21 protein-coding genes are annotated in these 21,065 nt (G+C 70.7%); 5 read left to right on the top strand and 16 right to left on the bottom strand.

All coding sequences use genetic code 11. From position 1 onward, the window contains the following. Nucleotides 1–9: 9 nt before the first annotated feature. Complete coding sequence (locus tag ACWGSM_RS07095; RefSeq protein ID WP_452322222.1) at nt 10–1,308, bottom strand: MFS transporter; 1,299 nt, start codon at nt 1,306–1,308, stop codon at nt 10–12. Nucleotides 1,309–1,351: 43 nt separating this feature from the next. On the opposite strand from ACWGSM_RS07095, the gene ACWGSM_RS07100 reads away from it, so the two are divergent. Together ACWGSM_RS07100 and glmS are read left to right on the top strand one after the other, a co-directional pair. Next, nucleotides 1,352–3,667, top strand: coding sequence for a LuxR C-terminal-related transcriptional regulator (locus ACWGSM_RS07100; protein WP_452322223.1), 2,316 nt, complete (start codon nt 1,352–1,354; stop codon nt 3,665–3,667). Nucleotides 3,668–3,719: 52 nt separating this feature from the next. Next, the gene (gene glmS, locus ACWGSM_RS07105) at nt 3,720–5,567 is read left to right on the top strand and encodes a glutamine--fructose-6-phosphate transaminase (isomerizing) (protein ID WP_452322224.1); all 1,848 of its coding nucleotides are present in this window, start codon (nt 3,720–3,722) and stop codon (nt 5,565–5,567) included. Between the two features lie 137 nt (nt 5,568–5,704). On the opposite strand, the gene ACWGSM_RS07110 is transcribed toward glmS, so the two are convergent. Beyond that, entirely contained in the window at nt 5,705–6,538 is an 834-nt protein-coding gene (locus tag ACWGSM_RS07110; RefSeq protein WP_452322225.1) for an endonuclease domain-containing protein, read from the bottom strand. A 294-nt stretch (nt 6,539–6,832) separates the two neighbouring features. Between ACWGSM_RS07110 and ACWGSM_RS07115 the strand changes: the two genes are divergently transcribed. The 3 genes from ACWGSM_RS07115 to tsaE are packed head-to-tail and all read left to right on the top strand — an operon-like array spanning nt 6,833 to nt 8,777. Beyond that, entirely contained in the window at nt 6,833–7,192 is a 360-nt protein-coding gene (locus tag ACWGSM_RS07115; RefSeq protein ID WP_452322226.1) for a holo-ACP synthase, read from the top strand. Continuing rightward, on the top strand, nt 7,189–8,298 hold the full coding sequence (alr, locus tag ACWGSM_RS07120; protein WP_452322227.1) for an alanine racemase: 1,110 nt from the start codon (nt 7,189–7,191) through the stop codon (nt 8,296–8,298). Before ACWGSM_RS07115 ends, alr begins: the two co-directional genes overlap by 4 nt. Beyond that, entirely contained in the window at nt 8,295–8,777 is a 483-nt protein-coding gene (tsaE, locus tag ACWGSM_RS07125; protein WP_452322228.1) for a tRNA (adenosine(37)-N6)-threonylcarbamoyltransferase complex ATPase subunit type 1 TsaE, read from the top strand. The genes alr and tsaE overlap by 4 nt, the downstream gene beginning before the upstream one ends. A gap of 338 nt (nt 8,778–9,115) precedes the next feature. On the opposite strand, the gene csrA is transcribed toward tsaE, so the two are convergent. The 14 genes from csrA to ACWGSM_RS07195 form a co-directional block, all read right to left on the bottom strand. After that, entirely contained in the window at nt 9,116–9,361 is a 246-nt protein-coding gene (csrA, locus tag ACWGSM_RS07130; RefSeq protein WP_452322229.1) for a carbon storage regulator CsrA, read from the bottom strand. 4 nt (nt 9,362–9,365) lie between these two features. Further along, nucleotides 9,366–11,441: a flagellar biosynthesis protein FlhA gene (locus ACWGSM_RS07135; RefSeq protein ID WP_452322230.1), complete on the bottom strand. Its 2,076-nt coding sequence runs from the start codon at nt 11,439–11,441 to the stop codon at nt 9,366–9,368. A 31-nt stretch (nt 11,442–11,472) separates the two neighbouring features. Continuing rightward, a complete protein-coding gene (locus tag ACWGSM_RS07140; RefSeq protein ID WP_452322231.1) occupies nt 11,473–12,555 on the bottom strand; it encodes an EscU/YscU/HrcU family type III secretion system export apparatus switch protein in 1,083 nt (360 codons plus the stop codon). Next, complete coding sequence (locus ACWGSM_RS07145) at nt 12,552–13,313, bottom strand: flagellar biosynthetic protein FliR (protein ID WP_452322232.1); 762 nt, start codon at nt 13,311–13,313, stop codon at nt 12,552–12,554. The genes ACWGSM_RS07140 and ACWGSM_RS07145 overlap by 4 nt, the downstream gene beginning before the upstream one ends. 1 nt (nt 13,314) lies before the next feature. Beyond that, the gene (gene fliQ / locus ACWGSM_RS07150) at nt 13,315–13,590 is read right to left on the bottom strand and encodes a flagellar biosynthesis protein FliQ (protein ID WP_313356730.1); all 276 of its coding nucleotides are present in this window, start codon (nt 13,588–13,590) and stop codon (nt 13,315–13,317) included. Then, nucleotides 13,587–14,543, bottom strand: coding sequence for a flagellar type III secretion system pore protein FliP (gene fliP / locus ACWGSM_RS07155; protein WP_452322233.1), 957 nt, complete (start codon nt 14,541–14,543; stop codon nt 13,587–13,589). The genes fliQ and fliP overlap by 4 nt, the downstream gene beginning before the upstream one ends. Beyond that, nucleotides 14,540–15,052: a flagellar biosynthetic protein FliO gene (locus tag ACWGSM_RS07160; protein WP_452322234.1), complete on the bottom strand. Its 513-nt coding sequence runs from the start codon at nt 15,050–15,052 to the stop codon at nt 14,540–14,542. The genes fliP and ACWGSM_RS07160 overlap by 4 nt, the downstream gene beginning before the upstream one ends. Beyond that, nucleotides 15,009–15,668 carry a flagellar motor switch protein FliN gene (fliN, locus tag ACWGSM_RS07165; RefSeq protein WP_452322235.1) on the bottom strand — a complete coding sequence of 220 codons (660 nt, stop codon included), beginning with the start codon at nt 15,666–15,668 and terminating at the stop codon, nt 15,009–15,011. Before fliN ends, ACWGSM_RS07160 begins: the two co-directional genes overlap by 44 nt. Then, a complete protein-coding gene (locus ACWGSM_RS07170; protein ID WP_452322236.1) occupies nt 15,665–16,549 on the bottom strand; it encodes a flagellar motor switch protein FliM in 885 nt (294 codons plus the stop codon). Before ACWGSM_RS07170 ends, fliN begins: the two co-directional genes overlap by 4 nt. A 78-nt stretch (nt 16,550–16,627) precedes the next feature. Then, complete coding sequence (locus ACWGSM_RS07175; protein WP_452322237.1) at nt 16,628–17,437, bottom strand: OmpA/MotB family protein; 810 nt, start codon at nt 17,435–17,437, stop codon at nt 16,628–16,630. Then, nucleotides 17,434–18,273: a motility protein A gene (locus tag ACWGSM_RS07180; protein WP_452322238.1), complete on the bottom strand. Its 840-nt coding sequence runs from the start codon at nt 18,271–18,273 to the stop codon at nt 17,434–17,436. The genes ACWGSM_RS07175 and ACWGSM_RS07180 overlap by 4 nt, the downstream gene beginning before the upstream one ends. Continuing rightward, nucleotides 18,273–18,497 carry a flagellar FlbD family protein gene (locus ACWGSM_RS07185; RefSeq protein WP_452322239.1) on the bottom strand — a complete coding sequence of 75 codons (225 nt, stop codon included), beginning with the start codon at nt 18,495–18,497 and terminating at the stop codon, nt 18,273–18,275. The genes ACWGSM_RS07180 and ACWGSM_RS07185 overlap by 1 nt, the downstream gene beginning before the upstream one ends. A gap of 323 nt (nt 18,498–18,820) precedes the next feature. Next, on the bottom strand, nt 18,821–20,398 hold the full coding sequence (locus ACWGSM_RS07190) for an MFS transporter (protein ID WP_452322323.1): 1,578 nt from the start codon (nt 20,396–20,398) through the stop codon (nt 18,821–18,823). A gap of 195 nt (nt 20,399–20,593) precedes the next feature. Further along, complete coding sequence (locus ACWGSM_RS07195) at nt 20,594–21,046, bottom strand: DUF2871 domain-containing protein (protein ID WP_452322240.1); 453 nt, start codon at nt 21,044–21,046, stop codon at nt 20,594–20,596. Between the last annotated feature and the right edge of the window lie 19 nt (nt 21,047–21,065).

Consider the following 21,065-nt stretch of genomic DNA (forward strand, 5'->3'; position numbering starts at 1 on the left):
CTCGAAACCTCAGGCTGGCGTCGAGACGGCGGGACGCGCAGCGACATCGACAGCGTCGGGAGCGGATGCCCGTCGCACGGCCGGAAGAGTGAGCAGGCTCACCAGCGCCATCACGGCAGCGGCCGCGTAGAGCACGGCGTAGTTGTCTGCCGCGCCGGAGATCGGGTCGCCCGTGCCGACGCGCAGCAGCGCCGCCGCCGCGACGGGAACCACGACCTGCGGAATCGTCTCGGCGACGTTGAGCAGCCCGAGATAGGCGCCCTCCCGCCGAGCGGGCACCACGCGCATCGCCAGGGCGAGGTTGACGGCCAGCGAGGTGCCGACGGCGAGACCGCCGGCGGCCGCGGCGAGCCAGAGCGCGACGGGCGTCTCGGCCACCGCCCGCACAGTCGCGGCGGCAGCGAGCCCGACGCCCGCAGCGGCGAAGAACGGCAGGTAGCCGCCATGGCGTGACGCCCACGTTCCGCCGATGATGGCTCCCACGACGATGCCCGTGCCACCGCACAGCGTGGCGATCATCGCCACGGGCGTCGCCGTCACAGGGTCGCTGGTCATCCGATCGATGACCAGGTAGAGGGTGAACGCCGCCGCCAGCGAGAATGCGGCCTGCATCGCGAACCGCTGCAGCCACACCGCCAGGAAGGCGCGGGAGCCGGCGAGTCGAGCGCGCTGGTGTCGGCGGGGCCCCGCCTCAGCGGGTATCGCCTGCACCGGCATCCGCTCGGGGATCATCATGGCCGCGCCCACGACGACGACGGCGAGTGCCGGCATGAGCAACGAGACCGCATCCACGTGGCGGGGCAGCAGCGCCGAAAGAGCCAGCGGCGGCAGGGTGCCGACGAACGCCGCTGCCGTGAAGAGACCCGACGCCGACCCGCGCTGCTGCTCGGTGACCGAGTCGGCCAGCAGCGCCGTGGAGGCCGCCATCGTCGCGTTGAGGGCGAGCTGCGCGCCGATCCAGCTCACGATGACCGCCGCGACGCTGTCGGCGGTGGCCAGCGCCGCGATGAATGCGAACCCGGTGAGCACGCCGCCCAGCATCCAGGGTCGCCGTCTTCCCAGACGTCCGCGTGTGCGGTCCGACAGCGCGCCGAACAGCGGGTTGCTCACGAGGGCTGCGGCGCTGCCGAGGGCGAGCGCGGTGGCGAGAGCGCCGGCGCGCTGATCTTCGGGAAGGAGAGCAGCGAACTTCAGCGGCATGACGGCGACGACCGGTGCCGTGAGCGAGCCCAGAGCGACCAGATTCACCGCGGCCAGCAGCAGGACCACGCGTCGCGGCTGTCGTGCGATGATCTGTGCAGGCGGCATCCGGGTCCCTCTCGTCCTCGAGCACTCTAGCTACACTGAGGGCATGATGTTCGCGGGCGATCAGAGCCCGCTGCCTCGCAGGCGCCTTCTGGATGCGCTGTCGTCGTCGAGTCCCGTGGTGGTGCTGGCAGGTCCGGCCGGCGCGGGGGCCTCCACGACACTGCGCGCGTGGGCGGCTGAACGTGAAGACGTGACCTGGGCGGCGGGGACGGTGCCGGGCGTCGCAGACGACGATCTCGCGGCACCAGGCGCCGCGTTGGTCATCGACGATGCTGACGGCCTCAGCCCAGACGACTGGCAGCGGCTCGCCCGGCTGCGGGCCTCCCGGTCGCATCTGCTCGTGCGGCTCGCCGTGCGCAGCCGCGCCGCCGTTCCGCCGGAGCAGGGGGTGGAGTTCGCCGAATCGCTGCTGCTCACGGTCGCCGAGACCGCCGAGTACCTGATCGAGGTGGGGTCTGCGCTGGACGCGCCGGTCGTGCATCGTGTCACCGGCGGGCTCGCTTCTGCGGTTCGCGCCGTCGCACGGCTCACCGTCCTGTCGCCCACGACCGTCGACGCTGCGCTCGCGGCGCTTCCGCCCGGCCCGCTGCCCGCCGAGCACGCGCCGCTCGCCGTGCCCGCCGTGCTCACGAACGAGGTCGCCGAGGCGCTCGGTGCTCCCGCAGGCGTGCTCGACGACTGCGAGCGGGCCGGGATGGGCCACTGGGAGCCCGGGTTCGGGCATCCGCTCTTCGTGCTCACGGCGCCCGTCCGTGCGGCCACCCGCGCCGCGTATGGCTCGCCGGCGGACTCCCCGACGCAGCACCCGAGCCGTGCGGCGTCAGCACTGCTCGCGCAGGGCGCCTGGTACGGCGCGCTGCGGGAGGGCGCGGACACGCGCTCGATGCCGACCGTGGACGCCGCACTCAAGGGCGGCGGACTTCCGCTGATCCGCATGCACGGCGCGGCGATCGCCGTGCACCTGCGCCACATCCGTCCGCTCGAGCTGCGGCGTTGGCCGGTGATCGCCATGGCGCTCGCGCTGATCCTCAACGCGCGCCGAGAGCATCGCGTGCGGGCGGTGGAGATGATGGGCATCGCGCTGATCGGCGCGCGCACCGCAGCTGCCGGTTCCGGCGAGCGAGCACTGCTGAGGGTGATCGAGTCGGTGCTCAAGCGCCTGCTCGCGGTCGGTGATGGAGGCGTGAAGGCCGCGCAGTCAGCGGCGCGGATGCTCAGCGAGATCTCCGATGACGAACGCCGGTCGATCGAGGGAGTGCTCACCGATCTGCACGCCCACGCCGGTGTCAGCCTGCTGCACGGCGGGCGCGACGCCGAGGCTGCGGCGCAGTTCGAGAACGCTCTCGCCTCGGCGACCAGGCCGACCGCCCGCCTCACGGCCTTTGGCGGTCTGGCGCTGGTGCACGCGCAGGCCGGAGACATCGGCGCCGCGCAGAGCTGGATCGACGCCGCCCTGCGGCACCCGTGGCACGACAGTGTGCTGCGGGAGTATCAGGGCAGTTTGCTGCTCATCGCCCAGGCGTGGACGCACATCCAGCGCGGCGACCTCGATGCCGCGGAAGACGCGATCGACGGGGTCTGGCACATCATCGACACGATCGAGCACTGGCCTCTGCTCGCGCGGGTGAGAGCCGTGACCGACATCTGCCGCGGCGAGCCGCACCGCGGGCTCGAGCGACTGCACGCGCTGCGACGGCAGCGAGGATCGCGCATCCCTCGACGACTGGCGCGGCAGCTCGATCTGACCGAATCGACGCTCCACCTGGCCGCCGGCGACGTCAGCGCCGCCCGCGCGCTCTCCGTGCATTCCCATGACGAGCCCGCTGTGTTGGTCGCGGCTGCGCGGGTGCAGCTGTTCGATCGGCATCCGGAACAGGCGCTGCGCCTGCTCGCCCGCATCGCCGCTGAGACGCCGATCGATCGGGCCACCGCGGCGGCCCTCGAAGCAGTCGCTCTGACGCAACTCGGCCGTGACGCGGCCGGGCCCGCTGCGCGCGCCCGGTCGATCGCCGACGCCCACGGACTCACGACGCCGTTCCTGCTGCTGCCCCCTGACGGTCACGAGGTCTTCGGCGAGCGGATGCCCTGGCAGCCAGGCGACGTGACGACCGTCGTCGCCCCGCGGCCGCGGCTGACTCCGCGCGAGCTGATCCTGCTCGGGCGGCTGGCCGAGACGCCCAGCGTGAACGACATCGCCGCCGAACTGCACGTGTCGGTGAACACGGTCAAGTCGCAGCGCAGAACCCTGTACCGCAAGCTCGGGGCGACCTCGCGCGACGAGGCTCTGGCGATCGCCGCCGAGCACGGACTGCTGGCCGCAGCCCCCACGTCGGCCGTCTCGAGGCGCGGCAGCTCGTAGCCCTCTATTTAGTACGGAACCCTCGCAAATCGGGCGGCTTATTCTTGAGCCCATGTGTGGAATCGTCGGATACGTGGGCCCGCGGCCCAGCCAGGACATCCTTCTCGCGGGCCTCGCCCGTCTCGAGTACCGCGGCTACGACTCGGCCGGCATCGCCGTGATCGATGAGCGCGGCGACCTGGGCATGCGCAAGAAGGCGGGCAAGCTCGCCGTGCTGCGCGACTCGCTCGCCGACCATCCCCTCGACGACGGCACCACGGGCATCGGGCACACCCGCTGGGCCACGCACGGCGGACCCACCGATGTGAACGCCCACCCGCACCTCGCCGACGACGACAAGCTCGCCGTCATCCACAACGGCATCATCGAGAACTTCAGCGCGCTGCGCGACGAGCTGCTCGCCGACGGCGTCACCTTCCGCAGCGAGACCGACACCGAGGTCGCTGCGGCTCTGCTGGGGCGCGAGTACCGTGCATCCGGCGACCTCGCCTCGGCCTTCCGCGCCGTCGTCAACCGTCTCGAGGGCGCCTTCACGTTGCTCGCCATGCACCAGGACCAGCCCGGCGTCGTCGTCGGCGCCCGACGCAACTCGCCGCTGGTGATCGGCCTCGGCGAGGGTGAGAACTTCCTCGGCTCCGATGTCGCCGCGTTCGTCGAGCACACTCGCAAGGCGCTCGCGATCGGGCAGGATCAGATGGTCTCGATCACCCCGTCGTCGGTCGAGGTCACCGACTTCGACGGCAACCCCGTCGAGGCGCAGCCGTTCGACGTCTCGTGGGACGCCGCCGCGGCAGAGAAGGGCGGCTGGCCGTCGTTCATGGCCAAGGAAGTCGCCGAGCAGCCCGACGCCGTCGCCAACACGATCCGCGGGCGGATCGCCGACGGCCAGGTGATCATCCCCGAGCTCGACGGACTCGACGAGCTGTTCGTCGGCATCGACCGCGTCATCATCACCGCCTGCGGCACCGCCTCGTACGCCGCCCTGGTCGGCAAGTACGCCATCGAGCAGTGGGCGCGCGTGCCCGTCGACGTCGAGCTCGCGCACGAGTTCCGCTATCGCGACCCGGTGATCGGCGACCGCACGCTGGTCGTCTCGATCAGCCAGTCGGGCGAGACCATGGACACGCTGATGGCCGTGAAGTACGCCCGCGAGCGCGGCGCGCGCACCCTGTCGGTGTGCAACACGCAGGGCGCGACGATCCCGCGGGAGTCGGATGCCGTCGTCTACACCCACGCCGGCCCCGAGGTCGCCGTCGCGTCGACCAAGGCGTTCTCGGCGCAGATCACCGCGCTGCTGCTGCTCGGCCTGCACATGGGCCGGGTGCGGGGCACCCTGTCTGCCTCTGCTGCTGCGGATGTCGCCGAACTGCAGGCGTTGCCCGAGAAGATCGCCCAGGTGCTCGCAGAAGAGAACGACCACGTCACCCAGCTGGCCGGCTGGATGGCCGACACCCGCTCGGTGCTGTTCCTCGGCCGCCACGTCGGCTACCCGATCGCCCTTGAGGGGGCGCTCAAGCTCAAGGAGATCTCGTACATCCACGCCGAGGGCTTCGCCGCCGGCGAGCTGAAGCACGGCCCGATCGCGCTGATCGAGCCCGGCCAGCCGGTGTTCGTGATCGTGCCGTCGCCGCGGCACTCGGCGCTGGTGCACTCGAAGGTCGTGTCGAACATCCAGGAGATCCGCGCCCGCGGCGCTCGCGTGATCGTCGTCGCGGAAGAAGGGGACGCCGCCGTGCTCCCCTTCGCCGACGAGGTCATCCGCATCCCGCTCGCCGGCGCGATGTTCGAGCCGCTGCTGGCTGTCGTGCCGCTGCAGATCTTCGCGATGGCGCTCGCCACCGCCAAGGGCCTCGACGTCGACCAGCCCCGTAACTTGGCGAAGTCGGTCACTGTGGAGTGAGCCGGCGCGTCCGGTTCCCGGACGGATGTCGGCAGAGCTCACGGATGTCGGCGGGAATGGCTGGATGCTGATGGCATCCGTTCTTCCTGCCGACATCCGTGCACGGCGTGGGGAGAAGGTGGGGCCCGGTCGTGGCCTCAGTCGCCGATGCGATCGATCGCGGCGATGATCGCCGGTACGACGTCATCCCACTGGTGCACCACGAGCGCGTAGTCGAAGCGCAGCGTCTCGTACCCCAGGGCGGATGTCGCCGCGTCGCGCACAAGATCGATGTGGCGCCGGTCCGCGCTGTGGTGGTTCTCGCGACCATCCACCTCCAGAATGAGTCGGCCGCCCGCGACGAAGTCCACTCGTCCGACCTCCCCGATCTGCACCTGGCACTCCAGCCGGATGCCGAGCAGGTGAAGTCGGAACCGCAGCAGCGACTCCAGTCCGCTCTGGGCGTCGGGTCGGGCGAACTGAAGCATCCACTGGGCCGCTTGAGGCAGCTCCTCGGCGATGCGGCGACGGTCGGATGCCGAGATGAGCCGGCGGTTCCACGCTGATTCGTAGGCCGCGAAGAACTCCTCGGCCGGCACGCACCGGTATGCGTGGATCAGCGCCGTCGCGACCGAGGCGTACCCCACGTGGGACGCACCCGGCGAACGATGCGCGGTGCACGCACAATGCGGATGCGGATGCCGCCGACCGGCGCGACCCAGCCAGACGTGCACCGCCTCATCGGGGTCCGAGAGCACCCACACGCGACGTGCGCGAAGGGCATCCGCGCACGTCAGCTCACCACCGTGCGCTGCCGCCGTGGCGACTTTCGGGTCGACCGTGGGCAGCGCGAAGACGCCGGGGCGGATGCGGCGGATGCTGCCCGCATTCACCGCGTCGGCGAGGACCCGCCGGCTGCATCCGTACTGCTGCAGCAGCGTGCCGCGAGCGATTCCGTCGAAGCGGGAGAGCAGATCTGCGGGCGCCAGCATCAGTCGAGCATCGCCGGTCGGCAGCACACGCGGACCGGATTCAGGCGGATTGTGGACGAACCGCCCGGATCGCGCCCTGTGGAGGAAGAGTGCATGGCGCCGCCGGGTCGGACAGATGTCGGCGCGAAGGACGGATGTCGGCGGGAATCGCGGTTTCCGGGTTGCATCCGTGTTCTGAGCCGACAAGTGTGCGGACTGGGGCCGGCGAGGCGGGGTGCGGGTGCGGGGCGCGGTGCCGGTGCGGGGCGGGGTGTGTTTTCGGGCCGGGCGGATGCCGCCGAGTAGGCTGAACGGGTGATCCACGGAACCGGCATCGACCTCGTCGACATCGCACGGTTCGAGCGTTCGGTCGCCCGCACGCCCCGACTGCTGCAGCGCCTGTTCACCGAGTCCGAACAGCGGCTCCGGCTGCCCTCCCTCGCCGCGCGGTTCGCTGCGAAGGAGGCGCTCATCAAGGCCCTCGGCGGCAGCGACGGGGTGCACTGGACTGAGATCGAGATCGGCGCCGAGCCCTCGGGCAAGCCGCTCTTCGTGCTCAGCGGCTCGACTGCGGCGGTCGTCGCCGAGCGCGGCATCACCACCCTGCACCTGAGCATGACGCACGACGCGGGACTCGCCGTGGCCTACGTGATCGCCGAAGGGACGGACGCATGACACCGAGTACCCCGTTCCGTGACGCATCCATCGATCTGGGCGCGATCGCCCACAACGTCGCGCGGTTCCGCTCGATCACCGGAGTCCCGGTCATCGGCGTCGTCAAGGCGAACGCGTACGGGCACGGCGCCGCCGAGGTTGCGACCGCGGCGCTCGCCGGCGGGGCCGCCCGACTCGGCACAGCCACGATCGAGGAGTCGCTCGCCCTGCGCAGAGCCGGCATCACCGCGCCGCTCATGGCGTGGCTGCACGCCCCCGACCGTCGCTTCGACGACGCCGTCGAGGCTCGCATCGAGATCGGGATCTCGTCGTATCAGCAGCTGCTGGCAGCATCCGAGGCGGCGCGGCCACCGGCATCCATCCATCTCAAGGTCGACACCGGCCTGTCCCGCAACGGCCTCGCACCCGCCGAGCTCGATCGCGTCTTCGCCGAGGCCGCCCGCCTCGAGCGCCTCGGGCGCGTCCGCGTGCTCAGCATCTTCAGCCACCTCTCGGGGGCGAGCGGCGACGACGACCGCGCGCAGTTGGCCCGGTACGAGCAGATCGTCGCGCAGGCCGAGAGTCACGGCGTGCGCCCCGAGTTCCGTCACCTCGCCGCGACCGCCGGCGCGATCGACCTCCCCGAAGCGCGGCTCGACGCCGTGCGCATAGGGATCGGGATGTACGGGCTCTCGCCCTTCGCCGACCGCACCTCCGCCGACCTCGGCCTGCGCCCGGCGATGACCCTGTGCGGTGCCGTCGCGGCCGTGCGCCGCGTCTCGGCCGGTACGGGTGTGTCGTACGACTACGCGTACCGGTGCGAACGCGAGACGACGCTCGCGCTCGTGCCCCTCGGATATGCCGATGGCGTTCCGCGGCAGGCATCCGGTGCCGGTCCGGTGATGATCAACGGCCGCCGGTACACCGTCTCGGGACGCATCGCGATGGACCAGTTCGTCGTCGACGTCGGCGACGACGAGGTGCGCCCCGGCGACGAGGTGGTGCTGTTCGGCGACCCGGCGTTGGGTCAACCGGCTGCGACGGAATGGGCGGATGCCGCCGGCACGATCAACTACGAGATCGTCACGCGCATCGGCGACCGGGTGCCGCGGAGGTGGCACTCATGACGCTGGATGCCGCCTTTCTCGGCCGCCACGAGATCCGCTCATCGGATGCCATGGAGCACCTCGGCATGCGCATCGGTGAGCAGCTGCGACCGGGCGACCTGCTGATCCTCACCGGTCCGCTCGGCGCCGGCAAGACGACGTTCACGCGCGGGCTCGCCGAGGGGCTCGGCGTGCGCGGTCCGGTGCAGAGCCCCACGTTCGTGATCGCGCGCACCCACCCGTCGCTATTCGGGGGAGCACCGCTCGTGCACGTCGACGCCTACCGGCTCGGCTCGGCCGCGGAGCTCGACGACCTCGACATCGACTTCCCACGGTCTGTCGTCGTGATCGAGTGGGGCCGGCCGATGGCATCCGCCGTGGCCGACGCGTGGTGGGACATCGAGATCGAACGGCCGGTCGGCGGCGACGACGAGCTGGCCGACGAGGATCTCGACGCCGACGCCCCGCGGTTCGTGACGGTCACGCGCGTCGAGGGCTGACGCCGGGGCGTCGCTGCTGGGCTGCTTTGGGCTGGGCTGACGGCTGGTCCCATGTGGTCGCGTCGCGGGGGCTGAGGCGACCATTTAGGCCCAGCGGGCGAGGGGCGCGAGGGCCGGGCGGGGGGCTGACTCTCTCGAGTGGGCCCATATGGTCGCGTCGCGGGGGCTGAGGCGACCATTCGGGCCCAGCGGGCGCGGGGCGCGGCGGCGGGCTGGGTACTGACTCCGCAGAGTGGGCCCATATGGTCGCATCGCGGGGGCTGAGGCAGCCATTCGGGCCCAGCGAGGCAAGGGCGGGGCGCAGCCGCAACCAACGCACAGCGACGCGCGGGGGGGGGTCAGGACTCGGGGTCGCGCCGACGGGTGAGCGCCGCGAGGATGTCATCGGCCGCGTTCGCTCCGGATGCCGCTGCCGAGACGTTCTCCGCCTCCACGGCCTGCACGATCTCGGAACGCTGGATGCGCGTCGAGCGCGGCGCAGTGATGCCGAGGCGCACGCTGTCGCCCTTGACATCGAGCAGAGTCACCTCGATCTCGTCGCCGATCAGCAGGCTCTCGCCGATACGCCTCGTCAACACCAGCATCCGATCAGCCTACCGGCGCATTCGGGACGATGCCGCTGACGGCCGGCTGCGCTGCATCGCGCACCACTCCGACCGTCTCGATCGTGAACGAGCCGCTCGCCTCGGTGTACGACAGCACAGGCAGTCCGTCGGTCTGCGCCGACACGAGGCGCCGCACCGCCGAGCGCAGCGACGGCGCGCAGACGAGCACGGGCTCCCCGCCGTCTCCGGCCGCGGCTGCGGTGACCGCTTGGCGCACCGAGTCGATCACGGCCTCCATGCGCTGCGGGTCGAACACGATCTGCGGGCCGTCGTCCCCCATGCGCAGGCTCTCGAGCATCGCCTGCTCGAGCAGCGGGGTGATCATGATCACCCGCAGCACCCCGTCTTCGGCGAACCGAGCGGCTATCGCCGGGCCCAGCGCGGCGCGGGCGGCCTCGATCAGACCTTCCGAATCGGTCGATGTCTTCGCGCGCAGCGCCAGCGCCTCGTAGATGCGGCTCAGGTCGTTGATCGGCACGCGCTCGGCCAGCAGCCCCTGCAGCACGCGCTGCACCTCGGCGAGCGACAGCAGCGCGGGGGTGAGCTCTTCGACCGCGGCGGGGGAGACCTGCTTGAGGGCGTCGGTGAGCTGCCGCACGTCTTCCCGGCTGAGCAGTCGCGCGGCACCGGCGTGGATCACGCTCGACAGGTGCGTGATGACCACGCTCGCCCGATCGACGACGGTGGCGCCGGCGAACTCGGCGCTGTGCCGCATCTCGACCGGGATCCACTTGCCCTCCAGCCCGAAGACCGGGTCGTGCACCGCGGTGCCGGGCAGGGTTTCGAGGCCCGCGCCGAGGGCGAGCAGCCGCCCGGGCGGCACGATGCCGCGTCCGGCCTCGACTCCGGCGATCCGGATCACATAGGTCGACGGGGCGAGCTCGATGCTGTCGCGCGTGCGCACCGGCGGCACGACGAGCCCGAGGTCGAGCGCGATGCGCCGGCGCAGCGCCTTCACCCGCGCGAGCAGGTCGTCCGGTCCGCCGGTGACGAGGTCGACGACATCGGAGGCGAGCTGGATCTCGAGGGCGTGCACCCGCATCCGCTCCATCAGCTCCTCGGAGCTGTCGGATGCCACCGGCTGCGCCGCCTGCTCGTCGGCATCCGCCGCCGCAGCATCCGCCCGCGTCGCCCTGATGCGCTGCGCAGCGAGGATCAGCAGCGCTCCGACCACCATGAACGGCAGCATGGGCATCCCGGGGATGAACGCCATCACGATGGCGGCGCATCCGGCGATGTTCAGCGCGTTCACCGACTGCCCGAGCTGGGCGAACGCCTCGCTGCCCATCTCGGTCTCGGCGTTCGAGCGGGTCACGATCATGCCCGTCGACACGGCCATCAGCAGGGCGGGGATCTGCGTGACCAGGCCGTCGCCGATCGTCAGCAGGCTGTAGGTGCTGACCGACTCCTCGATCGCCATGCCGTGCGAGACCATGCCGATCGCGATGCCGCCGACGAGGTTGATGATGATGATCACGAGACCCGCGATCGCGTCGCCCTTGACGAACTTCGAGGCTCCGTCCATCGCGCCGTAGAAGTCGGCTTCGGCTGCCACCTCGGCACGGCGCTCGCGCGCCTGCGCGTCGGTGATGAGTCCGGCGTTGAGGTCGGCGTCGATGGCCATCTGCTTGCCCGGCATCGCGTCGAGGGTGAAGCGCGCGCCCACCTCGGCCACGCGCTCGGCGCCCTTGGTCACCACCACGAACTGGATCACGACGAGGATGAGGAAGACGACCGCGCCGATGATCAGCGAGCCGCCCACGGCGATGGCGCCGAAAGCCTCGATCACCTGTCCGGCGTACGCCTCGCCGAGCACGAGACGGGTGGATGCCACGTTCAGGCCCAACCGGAACAGGGTCGCCACGAGCAGCAGCGACGGGAAGACCGAGAAGTCGAGCGGTCGCCGGATGAACATGGTCGTCAGCAGGATCACCAGCGCGAACAGGATGTTCAGGATGATCAGCAGGTCGAGCAGCACCGGCGGCACGGGCACGACCAGCAGCATGATGATGCCCACCACGGCGATGGGCACCGCGATCCTGTTCAGCATTCCGCGCATGCGCTTCTCCTCAGCTTCCGACGGACTCTCATCAGGCGGTCCTCTCCGGGAGCGCGTGCACGCCGCGCGCCGACCCGCGCTTGCGCAGCATGTCGACGAACACGAGCACCCTGGCGACCGCCGTGTACAGCTCTGCGGGGATCTCCTGCCCCAGCTCGCACGCCGCGTGCAGTGCGCGGGCGAGCGTGACGTCGCGCACCATCGGCACGCCGGCCTCGGTCGCGCGCTCGCGGATGCGCTCGGCCACGACGCCCTTGCCCTTCGCGACGACCTTCGGGGCGGATCGGCCGACCTCGTAGCGCAGCGCGACGGCGACGTGCGTGGGGTTGACCAGCACCACGTCCGACCCACTGACGGCGGCGATCATGCGGTTGCGGCTCATGGCCAGCTGACGCGAGCGGCGCTGCTGGCGGATCAGCGGGTCGCCCTCGGAGCTCTTGTGCTCGTCGCGCACCTCCCGCTTGGTCATGCGGGTGTGCTTCATGTTGCGGCGCATCACCACGAACACGTCGAGGGCCGCGAGCCCCAGGCCGACCGCGACGGCGACCTGCAGCAGCGTCGCGGTGCCGCCCGCCGCGGTGCTGAGCAGGCGGGTGATCGAATGCGCGCCGCTGGCCGAGAGCACGGGCACCAGCGACGCGATCACGGCCCACAGCGCGACGGCGATCGCCGCGGTCTTGAGCAGCGCCTTCGCGCCCTCCCACAGCGCCTGCATGCCGAACAGGCGCTTCACGCCCGAGACGATGTTGAACTGCTCGTAGCGGCCCGACAGCTTGCGCATCCGCACCCCGCCCTGCACGACCGCGCCGATCAGGGTGACCACGGCGACACTGACGAGCAGCGTGCCGAGAGTGGGCAGCACCGACCCGAGGCCGAGCCCGAGCACGCTCAGCGCCGCCTGCGGCGACGGGTCGCGCATGATCGACGGCAGTGTGATGAGCTGCTCGGTGCCGGCGGCGGCGCCGGCCGCCATCGCCGCGGGCATCGCGATGCCGGCGGCGGCGATGCCCAGCCAGGCGGTGAGGTCCTGGCTGCGCGAGAGCTTGCCCTTCTGCCGGGCCTCGCGCAGGTGCTTGTCGGTCGCCTTCTCACTGCGCTCGCCGCTGTCGCTCATCGCCCCACCCCCTGCATCATGCGCAGCGCCTCGGTGGTGAGGGCATCGATGATCCCGGGCAGCGCGATGAAGGTGAACCCGGCGAGCACGAGGGTGAGCAGGATCTTGATCGGGAAGCCCATCGCGAAGGCGTTCAGGGCGGGTGCGACTCGGGTGATGAGGCCCAGACCGGCATCCGCGAGGAAGAGCACCAGCAGCAGGGGTCCCGCGATCTGCACCGCGCCGAGGAACATCTGCACCACCCCGTCGACGAGCATCTCCGCCGGGGAGGCGAGGTCGAGAAGGCCGTCGACGGGCACCGCGCCGAAGCTGCGGGCGAGGCCGCTGAGCACGACCTGATACCCGCCCGAGGCGAACAGCAGCGCGAAGGCGGTCATGTGCAGCAGGCGGGTGAACTGCGCGCCGTTGACCAGCGACTGCGGGTCGAACGCCTGCGCGAGCTGGAAGCCGCCGAAGATGTCGATCAGTCCACCCGCGGCCTGCACGGCCGAGAAGCACAGGAAGACGAGGAAGCCGAGCACGGCGCCGGTGAGCACCTGCACGACGAGCGCGCCGAAGAACGCCGCGGTGTCGAGGCTCTCGTACCCGGGTGCGACCACCCCCGACATCGCCAGGGCCAGCGCCATGGCGAGCATCGCCTTGATGCGCACCGGGAACCCGCCGTACGAGAACGGCGGGGCGATCATGACGAACGCCGTGATGCGCACGCCGGCGAGCATCGTCGCCTCGAGCCAGGCGAAGTCGATCGGGATGTGCACGTCAGCCGCCGCTCAGCAGCTGCGGGATGCGGTCGAACATCATCTCGGTGAACTGCACGATCTCGGAGATCATCCAGTTGCCGGCGATGAGCAGCGCGATGCCCACCGCGACGATCTTCGGCACGAACGACAGCGTCACCTCCTGCACCTGGGTGATCGACTGCAGCAGCGAGATCGCGAAGCCGACGACGAGCGCGGTGATCAGCAGCGGAGCGGCGAGCTTCGCGGCGACCAGCAGACCCTGCGTGCCGATGTCGAGCACGGCCTCGGGACTCATCCGACACCCCCGTAGCTCTCGATCAGCGTGCGGATGATGAGCCCCCACCCGTCGACGAGGATGAACAGCAGGATCTTGAACGGCAGCGAGATCATCACGGGCGGCAGCATCATCATGCCCATCGACATCAGCGCCGCGGCGACGACGAGGTCGATCACGAGGAACGGCACGAAGATGACGAACCCGATGATGAACGCGGCACGAAGCTCTGAGATCATGAACGCCGGGATCAGCGTGTACAGCGGCACGCTCTGCGGATCCTCCGGGTTCGGCAGCGAGGCGATCCTGGTGAGCAGCGCGAGATCCTCCTCGCGGGTGTAGCGCAGCATCCAGTCGCGCAGCGGCGGCTGACCCAGATCCACCGCCTGCGCGAAGGTCACCGAGCCGTCGATGTACGGCTGCACGGCGACGGTGTTGATGTCGACCAGCACCGGCCACATGATGAACATCGACAGGAACAGCGCGAGCCCGGCGAGCACCTGGTTCGGCGGGATGGTCGGCAGCGACAGCGCGTTGCGGGTCATCGCGAGCACCACGAAGATCTTCGTGAACGACGACATCATCAGCAGCAGCGCGGGAGCGATCGACAGCAGCGTGATGCCCAGCAGCGTGAGGATCGACGACGACGGCGACCCGTCGACGCCGTTGATGTCGATGGTGATGCCCTGCTGATCCGATCCCGGCGCGGTGGGAGGAACGGGCGCCTCCGGATCATCTGGCTGGTCGACGGTGGTCTGGACAGAGAGGGATGCGGACGCTGTGGGCGCGGATGCCGAGACGGGCGCGGATGCCGAGACGGGGGCGGCGGCCGACCCAGACGCGGAGACGGATGCCGGATGCCCGACGCGGGCGTGCGCGGCGGCGCCGGTGCCCAGCACGGATGCGACGACCAGCGCGGCGCCGATCAGCGCCAGCACGGTGGCACGCCGCGCGATCGTCAGGGCGGCGCTCATCGCGCGCGACGCAGGAACTCTGCGGTCTGCCGCCAGGTCTGCGGGGAGAGGATCGATCCGCCCAACGGATCCGATGAGCTGGGGCGGCGGTGGCGACGCAGCGGCGGCTGCTCGGCCGCGCGTTCTTCGGCCAGCAGCGCATCGAACGTGCCGCCGGCAGCCTCGTCCGCCGTCGGCGCCTCGGCACCCATGTGTACGACGGGACGGGTGATGTGCTCGGCCGCTGTCCGCTCGATGAGGTTCACCCCGTGCTCGGTGACCCCGAGCATGTATCGCGCATCGTCGGTCTCGACGACCACGAGCTGCGCCTTCGAGCCGAGCGCGCGACGCGCGACCACGATGATCTCCGCGCCGTCACGTCGCTGCTGCACCCGCTTGCCGACCCGACGCTGCACGTACCAGAGCAGCCCGAGCACCGCCGCCAGCGAGAGGGCGACGCGCAGCAGCAGGAGCAGCTCGTCCAGATCAGGCCTCGGCGTTCTCGAGGATGCGGGTGATCCGCACCGCATAGTCCTGGTCGACGACGACGATCTCGCCGTGCGCGATCACGCGTCCGTTGAGCAGCACGTCGGCGGGAGCGCCGGCCGAGCGATCGAGCTCGACGATGCGCCCCGGCTCGAGATCGAGCACGTCGCGCACGGCCATCCGCGTGCGTCCCACCTCGACGGTGAGATCCATCTCGACACCCGCGATGCGCTGCAGACGACGCGAGGCAGCCGGTGCCGCCTGCGGAGCGTGCGTGATGCGCACGGCGAGGCGGCCGAGCACACGGCCGGCGTCGTCCTGCAGGTCGAACACCTGCGCCGACGGGTGGGCGAACACGGCAGACGCGTCTCCGAGGGTGGCCACATCGAGCCGGCCCGCGCCGAGCGCGCCGACGGCGAGCTCGAGGGGGCCCTGCAGCCGTTCGGTCAGCGGTGCATTTGCGAGGCCGTCGATCAGGGCATCCGGTTCGAAGATCTGCACCGCGAGCTGCGCGCTGGCCTCGCCGACGTACCCGACGATCACGGCATCGCCGGTGTCGCCCGACGCCTGCGACGCGACGGCCGTCGCCGGCGCCGCGGTGGGCAGACGCGCGGCGAGGGCGGCGGCGATGGCGGATTCGTAGGCGATGCTGCTGGTCACGAAGGCTCCTGAGCGGTGACGGACGTCGTCGCGGTGACGACGCAGGCGAGACGGGCGCCGCTGGCCCCCACGGCGGCCGTGGCCACCGGGTGGTCTCCGACCATGAGGTCGAGGGGACGATCGGCGGCGTGCGGAAGGGTGAGCAGGTCGCCGACGGCGAGATCGAGCACCTCGTGCGGGCGCACTCTGCGGGGGGTGAGACGCAGTGCGATCTCGACCGGTGTCTGCTCGACCTGCCGGTCGATGGCGCCTGGCGAGGCCGTCTCGGGTGCGCCCGTGGCGGCCGCCGACAGCGCCCGCAGGATCACGGATGCCGGAAGCATGACGCTCGCCCCGAGTGCCCGCCCGCCGGAGCGGATCGAGAGCTGGGCGACGATCACGGGTTCGTTGGCCGCGGCGACCTGGGTGAACTGCGAGCTGTGCTGGATGCCTGCGATCGTGATGCCGTCGGGAAGCAGCCCGTCGAGCGAGCGCGTGAGGTGCTCGATGGCATCCTTCATGACCGCACCGACCAACGCCTGCTCGATGTGGGTGAGGGGGCGTGCCTCAGCGGTGTCGACCGGGCGGCCGCCCACCATCTGCACCACCCAGGCGGTCGCGAGCGACGCAGGAAACTGGATCACGGCGCGGGCGTCGGTGCCGGGCAGCGCGCAGACGACGAGCGTCGTCGCCGGCGGCAGCGATCCGCCGTACTCGTCGTAGGTCTGCATCGCGACCGCCTCGACGACGACGTGCGAGCGTGCGTGGGTGCGGGTCGACAGCTGCGAGCCCCACTGCCGGGCGAACGTGTCGAACGACATCTCGAGGATGCGGGCATGCTCGCGCGAGAGGGTCGTCGAACGACCGAAGTCGTACAGCTCGACGCTGCTCTCTGCACGCACGGCTGAACGCGCGCTGTCCTCGATCACCACGACCCCGACTATCGGGCGGTGATCGGTGCGCGTAAGCAGGACGATCGATCAGCGGGAGGGGGCCTTCGCCTGCAGGCTCGGAAGCAGCTGTCGCACCCCCTCTTCGGCATCCGAGAGGACGACGACGTCGACCCGTCTGTTCTGGGCGAGAGCCTCCGGCTCCGCACCCGGCACGATCGGTCGCGCGTCGCCGAAACCGACCGACTGGATGATCGCGGGGTTGATTCCGGCCCCCTCGACGAGGTGGCGCAGCACCTGGGTCGATCGGCCCGACGACAGCTCCCAGTTGGTCTCGAACGGGGCGACCGACTGCCGGCTGTCGGCGTGGCCCTCGACCGAGATCTGGTTCGGGATGCTGACCAGCACCGAGCCGAGAGCATTCAGGATGTCGACGGCGACGGGGGTGAGCTGCGTGCTGTTCGTGGCGAAGAAGGTCTCGGCGCTGACCAGGCTGATCGTCAGGCCGCGGGCGTCGATCGTGAAGGTGGCGGCGTCGGCCAGCCCCTGCTGGGCGAGGGCGTCGCGGATGCGCTCGCGCAGCGCCGAGAGGTCGTCGAACTCCTTCTGCGCGGTCGACAGCTCGACGTCGGCGAAGCCTTCGCCCTCCTCGTCGAGCAGGTTCGCGGGCACGACCACCCCCTCCGACACGTCGACCTCGTCGGTCTTCTCGTGCCCGAACCCGGTCGCCAGCGATGCGCTCAGCGCCGCGAACTTCTCCTGGTCGACCGTCGACATGGCGAAGAGCACGATGAACATGCACATCAGCACGGTGATCATGTCGAGGTACGACGCCATCCAGCGCTCGTCCGGGCCGGAGTGGCCCTCGGGCTCGATGCGCCGACGGCGCCGGACGCTCACAGCCCGACCTCGGAGAGCGATGACGCGGCGTCGCTCCCTTCTCGGCCCTTCTTCTCGGCCTTGCCCTTGCTCTTGCCGTCCTTGCCTGGCTTCGCATCCGCCACGAGAGCGCCGAGGCGCTCTTCGACGTGCGCCGGAGCGGCGCCGGCCTGCACGGCCAGCATCCCCTCCATGAGCACGGTCATGCGCTCCAGCTCCAGCTCGCCGAGTCGCTGCAGGCGGCCGCCGATGGGAAGCCAGATGAAGTTCGCCGAGAGCAGGCCCCACAGCGTGGCGACGAACGCGGCGGCGATCATCGGGCCGAGCGTCTCGGGCTGGTCGAGCTTCTCGAGCGTGTGGGTGAGCGAGACGACCGTGCCGATGATGCCGACCGTCGGGGCGAAGCCGCCGAGAGTCATGAAGAACCGCGAGGCGATGCGGTTGCGGGCGGCGGCGGAGGCGATCTCGTCTTCGAGCAGGATGCGCAGGTCCTCGGCGTCGATGCCGTCGGCGATGCTCTGCAGCGCCTGCCGCAGGAACGGATCCTTCTCGTCGGCGACGCCGTGCTCGAGCGACAGGAGCCCTTCGGTGCGCGCCTTCTCGGCGTGACCGACGACCGTGCTGATCATGCTCTGCGCGGTGCGGCGCTCGCCGCGGAACGCCCGCGGCAGCGCCTTCACCGCATGCAGGAAGTCGCGCAGCGTGCCGCTCGCGATGCCGACGGCGATGGTGCCGCCGAAGACGAGCATCATCGGTGCGGGCAGCAGCAGCGCCGAGACCGACGCGCCCTCCAAACTGATCATGGCGAGCAGTGAGCCGAACGCGAGGACGAGCCCGAGGATGAGTCCGATGTCCATCAGAGGCCCTCGGTCCGAGCGGCGGCGGAGAGCCGGGATGCCTGCGCCAGAACACCCGCGCGGAACGCGGCGATCTGCCCGATGAGCTCTTCCATGGTCTCGCGGACGACGAAACGCGCGCCGTCGACCATGACGATCGTGGTGTCAGGAGATTCCTGCACCCTTTCGATCAGGTCGGGGTTGACCGCGAACCTGCTGCGGTTCAGACGCGTGACGACGATCATGAGCTCCATCCTGGAAGATCGGCCCCGGCGCGAAGCCGGTGCGACGACGGCCCATCCTGGTCCGTCCCTGGGGACTGTCGGCAGGCCCGCCCGTCCCGTTAGCCGCGGGCCGGGCGCGGTCGCGGCATCCATTCCGCCGACTGGTCCCAGATGGTCGCCTCGGATGCCGGGATGCAGCCATTCGGGACCAGCGGGTGCGGGGCTCAGCCACGGGGCCGGCATCCATTCCGCTGACTGGGCCCATATTGTCGCTTCGGATGCTGGGAGGGGACCAATTGGGACCAGCGGGCGGGAACGGAGCCCGACCCGAGCCCGCGCGCGGACTACGCGCGCTCAGCCGCGCGCTTCAGCCGCAGAGCTCCCACGAACCCGAGGACGAGGAAGACCACCGCCACCAGGAGAGCGCCGCGGGTGCCGTCGGCGAACCCGCCGGCCAGTGCGTCGATCACCGTGGGCGTCTGCTCGCCGTACGCCGAACCTGCGCCCTGCGCACGCAGCTGCGCGATTGTCGTCCCCGCCGAAAGCCGTGTGGACTCCGCGAGCTGATCGCCCGCGGCTCCGGTGATCCCCGCGCCGTCCAGCGCGGCTGGCAGCGAGACGGCGAGCCACACAGACAGCACCGTGCCCGCCATCGCCGTTCCGAGCGCGGAGCCCACCTGGCGAACCGTGCTCTGGGTCGCCGAGCCTTGGCCCGAGACGGCCACCGGGATGTCCTGCAGCACGGTGCCGGTCAGCTGTGCCGAGGCGAGCCCCAGTCCGAGCCCGTAGACGACCAGGGGCAGAGCGATCACCCAGCCGGCGCTGTCGGCGCGCAGCAGCAGCGCGAGAACCAGCGTCCCGGCGATCTCGAGCCCGAGGCCGAGCAGCACGGTGCCCGGCGCGCCGAGACGCGCGGCGAGGTGGCGGGCGGCGGCGCCGGAGAAGAATGCGCCCACAGCCATGGCGGCGAGCACGAGGCCGGCTCCCATCACGTCGAGGCCGAGCGCGTTGATGAGGAACAGGGGCAGGACGAAGATGATCGCGAACTCGCCGATGGCGACCATCGCCGCGGTGAGATTGCCCCACGAGAACGTCGAGAACGTGAACAGCCCGAGATCCAGCAGCGCCTCGCGCTGCACCTTCTCGCGGTGCCGCTCCCACACGACGAACAGCACGAGGGCGATGATCGCGATCGCCAGGGCGACGGGAACGGCCGAGATCGGGGCATCCTCCGACCATGTCCAGCCGAACAAGGTGAGATCGCTCTTCGGCTTCCACCAGCCGAGATCGGGGCCCTCGACGACGGCGAAGACGAGCGCGCCGAAGCCGATCGCGCTGAGCAGCGCGCCGTCGACGTCGACACCGGGCCGGGTCTTGTGGCCGCGGGTCTCGGGCACGACGATCGCCGCGGCGACGAGCAGCAGCAGGCCGACGGGCAGGTTCACCAGGAAGATCCAATGCCACGAGGCCCACTGCGTCAGAGCGCCACCCGCGAGCGGCCCCACCGCAGCCGCGCCCGAGATGACCGCGCCCCACACACCGAAGGCGGCCGCACGATACCGGCCGCGGAAGACGGCGTTCACGGTCGACAGCGTCGACGGCATGATCAGCGCGGCGCCGACGGCCTGCACGGCGCGGGCGCCGATGAGGGCGCCCGCGTCGGCGGAGACGGCGGCGAGCAGACTGCCGCCCATGAAGACGACGAGCCCCGCCAGGAACAGCCGCTTGCGCCCCCAGCGGTCGGCCAGGCTGCCCGTCGAGAGCAGCAGCGCCGCGAGCACCACCGCGTAGAGGCTGTTCACCCACTGCGCGTCGGTGAGGTTGAGACCGAGGTCGCTGATGATGGCAGGCAGCGCGACGCCGACGATCGTGCCGTCGAGCACGATGAGACCGAGCCCGATCGAGAGCACCGCCAGCGCGATCCACTCCCGCCTGGTGGGCGCGGCCGCCTCCGGCACGGCCGAACCCGGCACGGCCGAACCCGGGGCACCAGAGCCAAGCGCACCAGAGCCCGGCGCACCAGAGCCAGGCGCACCAGCCTCTGGCACACCGCCCCCGGCGACGCCCCCGCGACCCGCCTTCTCGATCTTCTCGTCACTCACGAGCCTGCGCCTCTCTCAGCCCTGCACGGTCACCGGCGACGGTACGCCTGCTGCGCGTGCGACGAAGACAGCCTTGCGCAGCAGCACGAAGAAGACGATCAGCGCCGCCGAGAGCAGGATGTGCCCGAGACCGGCGATACCGGCGATCATCTTCGTCGAGGGCTCTCCGAGCACCGTCAGCGAGCCGTGCCAGACCATCATCGCCGAGGTGAGGATCACGCCTGCGTTGTACAGCCAGAAGAACCAGGCGAACAGCTTCGGGCTGCGCGAGAGCGCGAACACCTTCTCGAGCACGAGCACGATCAGCAGCATGATGAACCCGAGCGTGAGCAGGTGGGTGTGCACGAGTCCGAGCTGCGTGAAGGCGCCTTCGGCGAAGTCGTTCGCTTTGGTGAACTCACGGTAGAACAGGCCGGATGCCACGCCCGCGAACATGTAGGCGAAGGCGGCGTAGAACAGTTTCGTCATGGGTGGTCCTTTCGAAGGG

This window comes from Microbacterium sp. NPDC055521, from assembly GCF_053619695.1.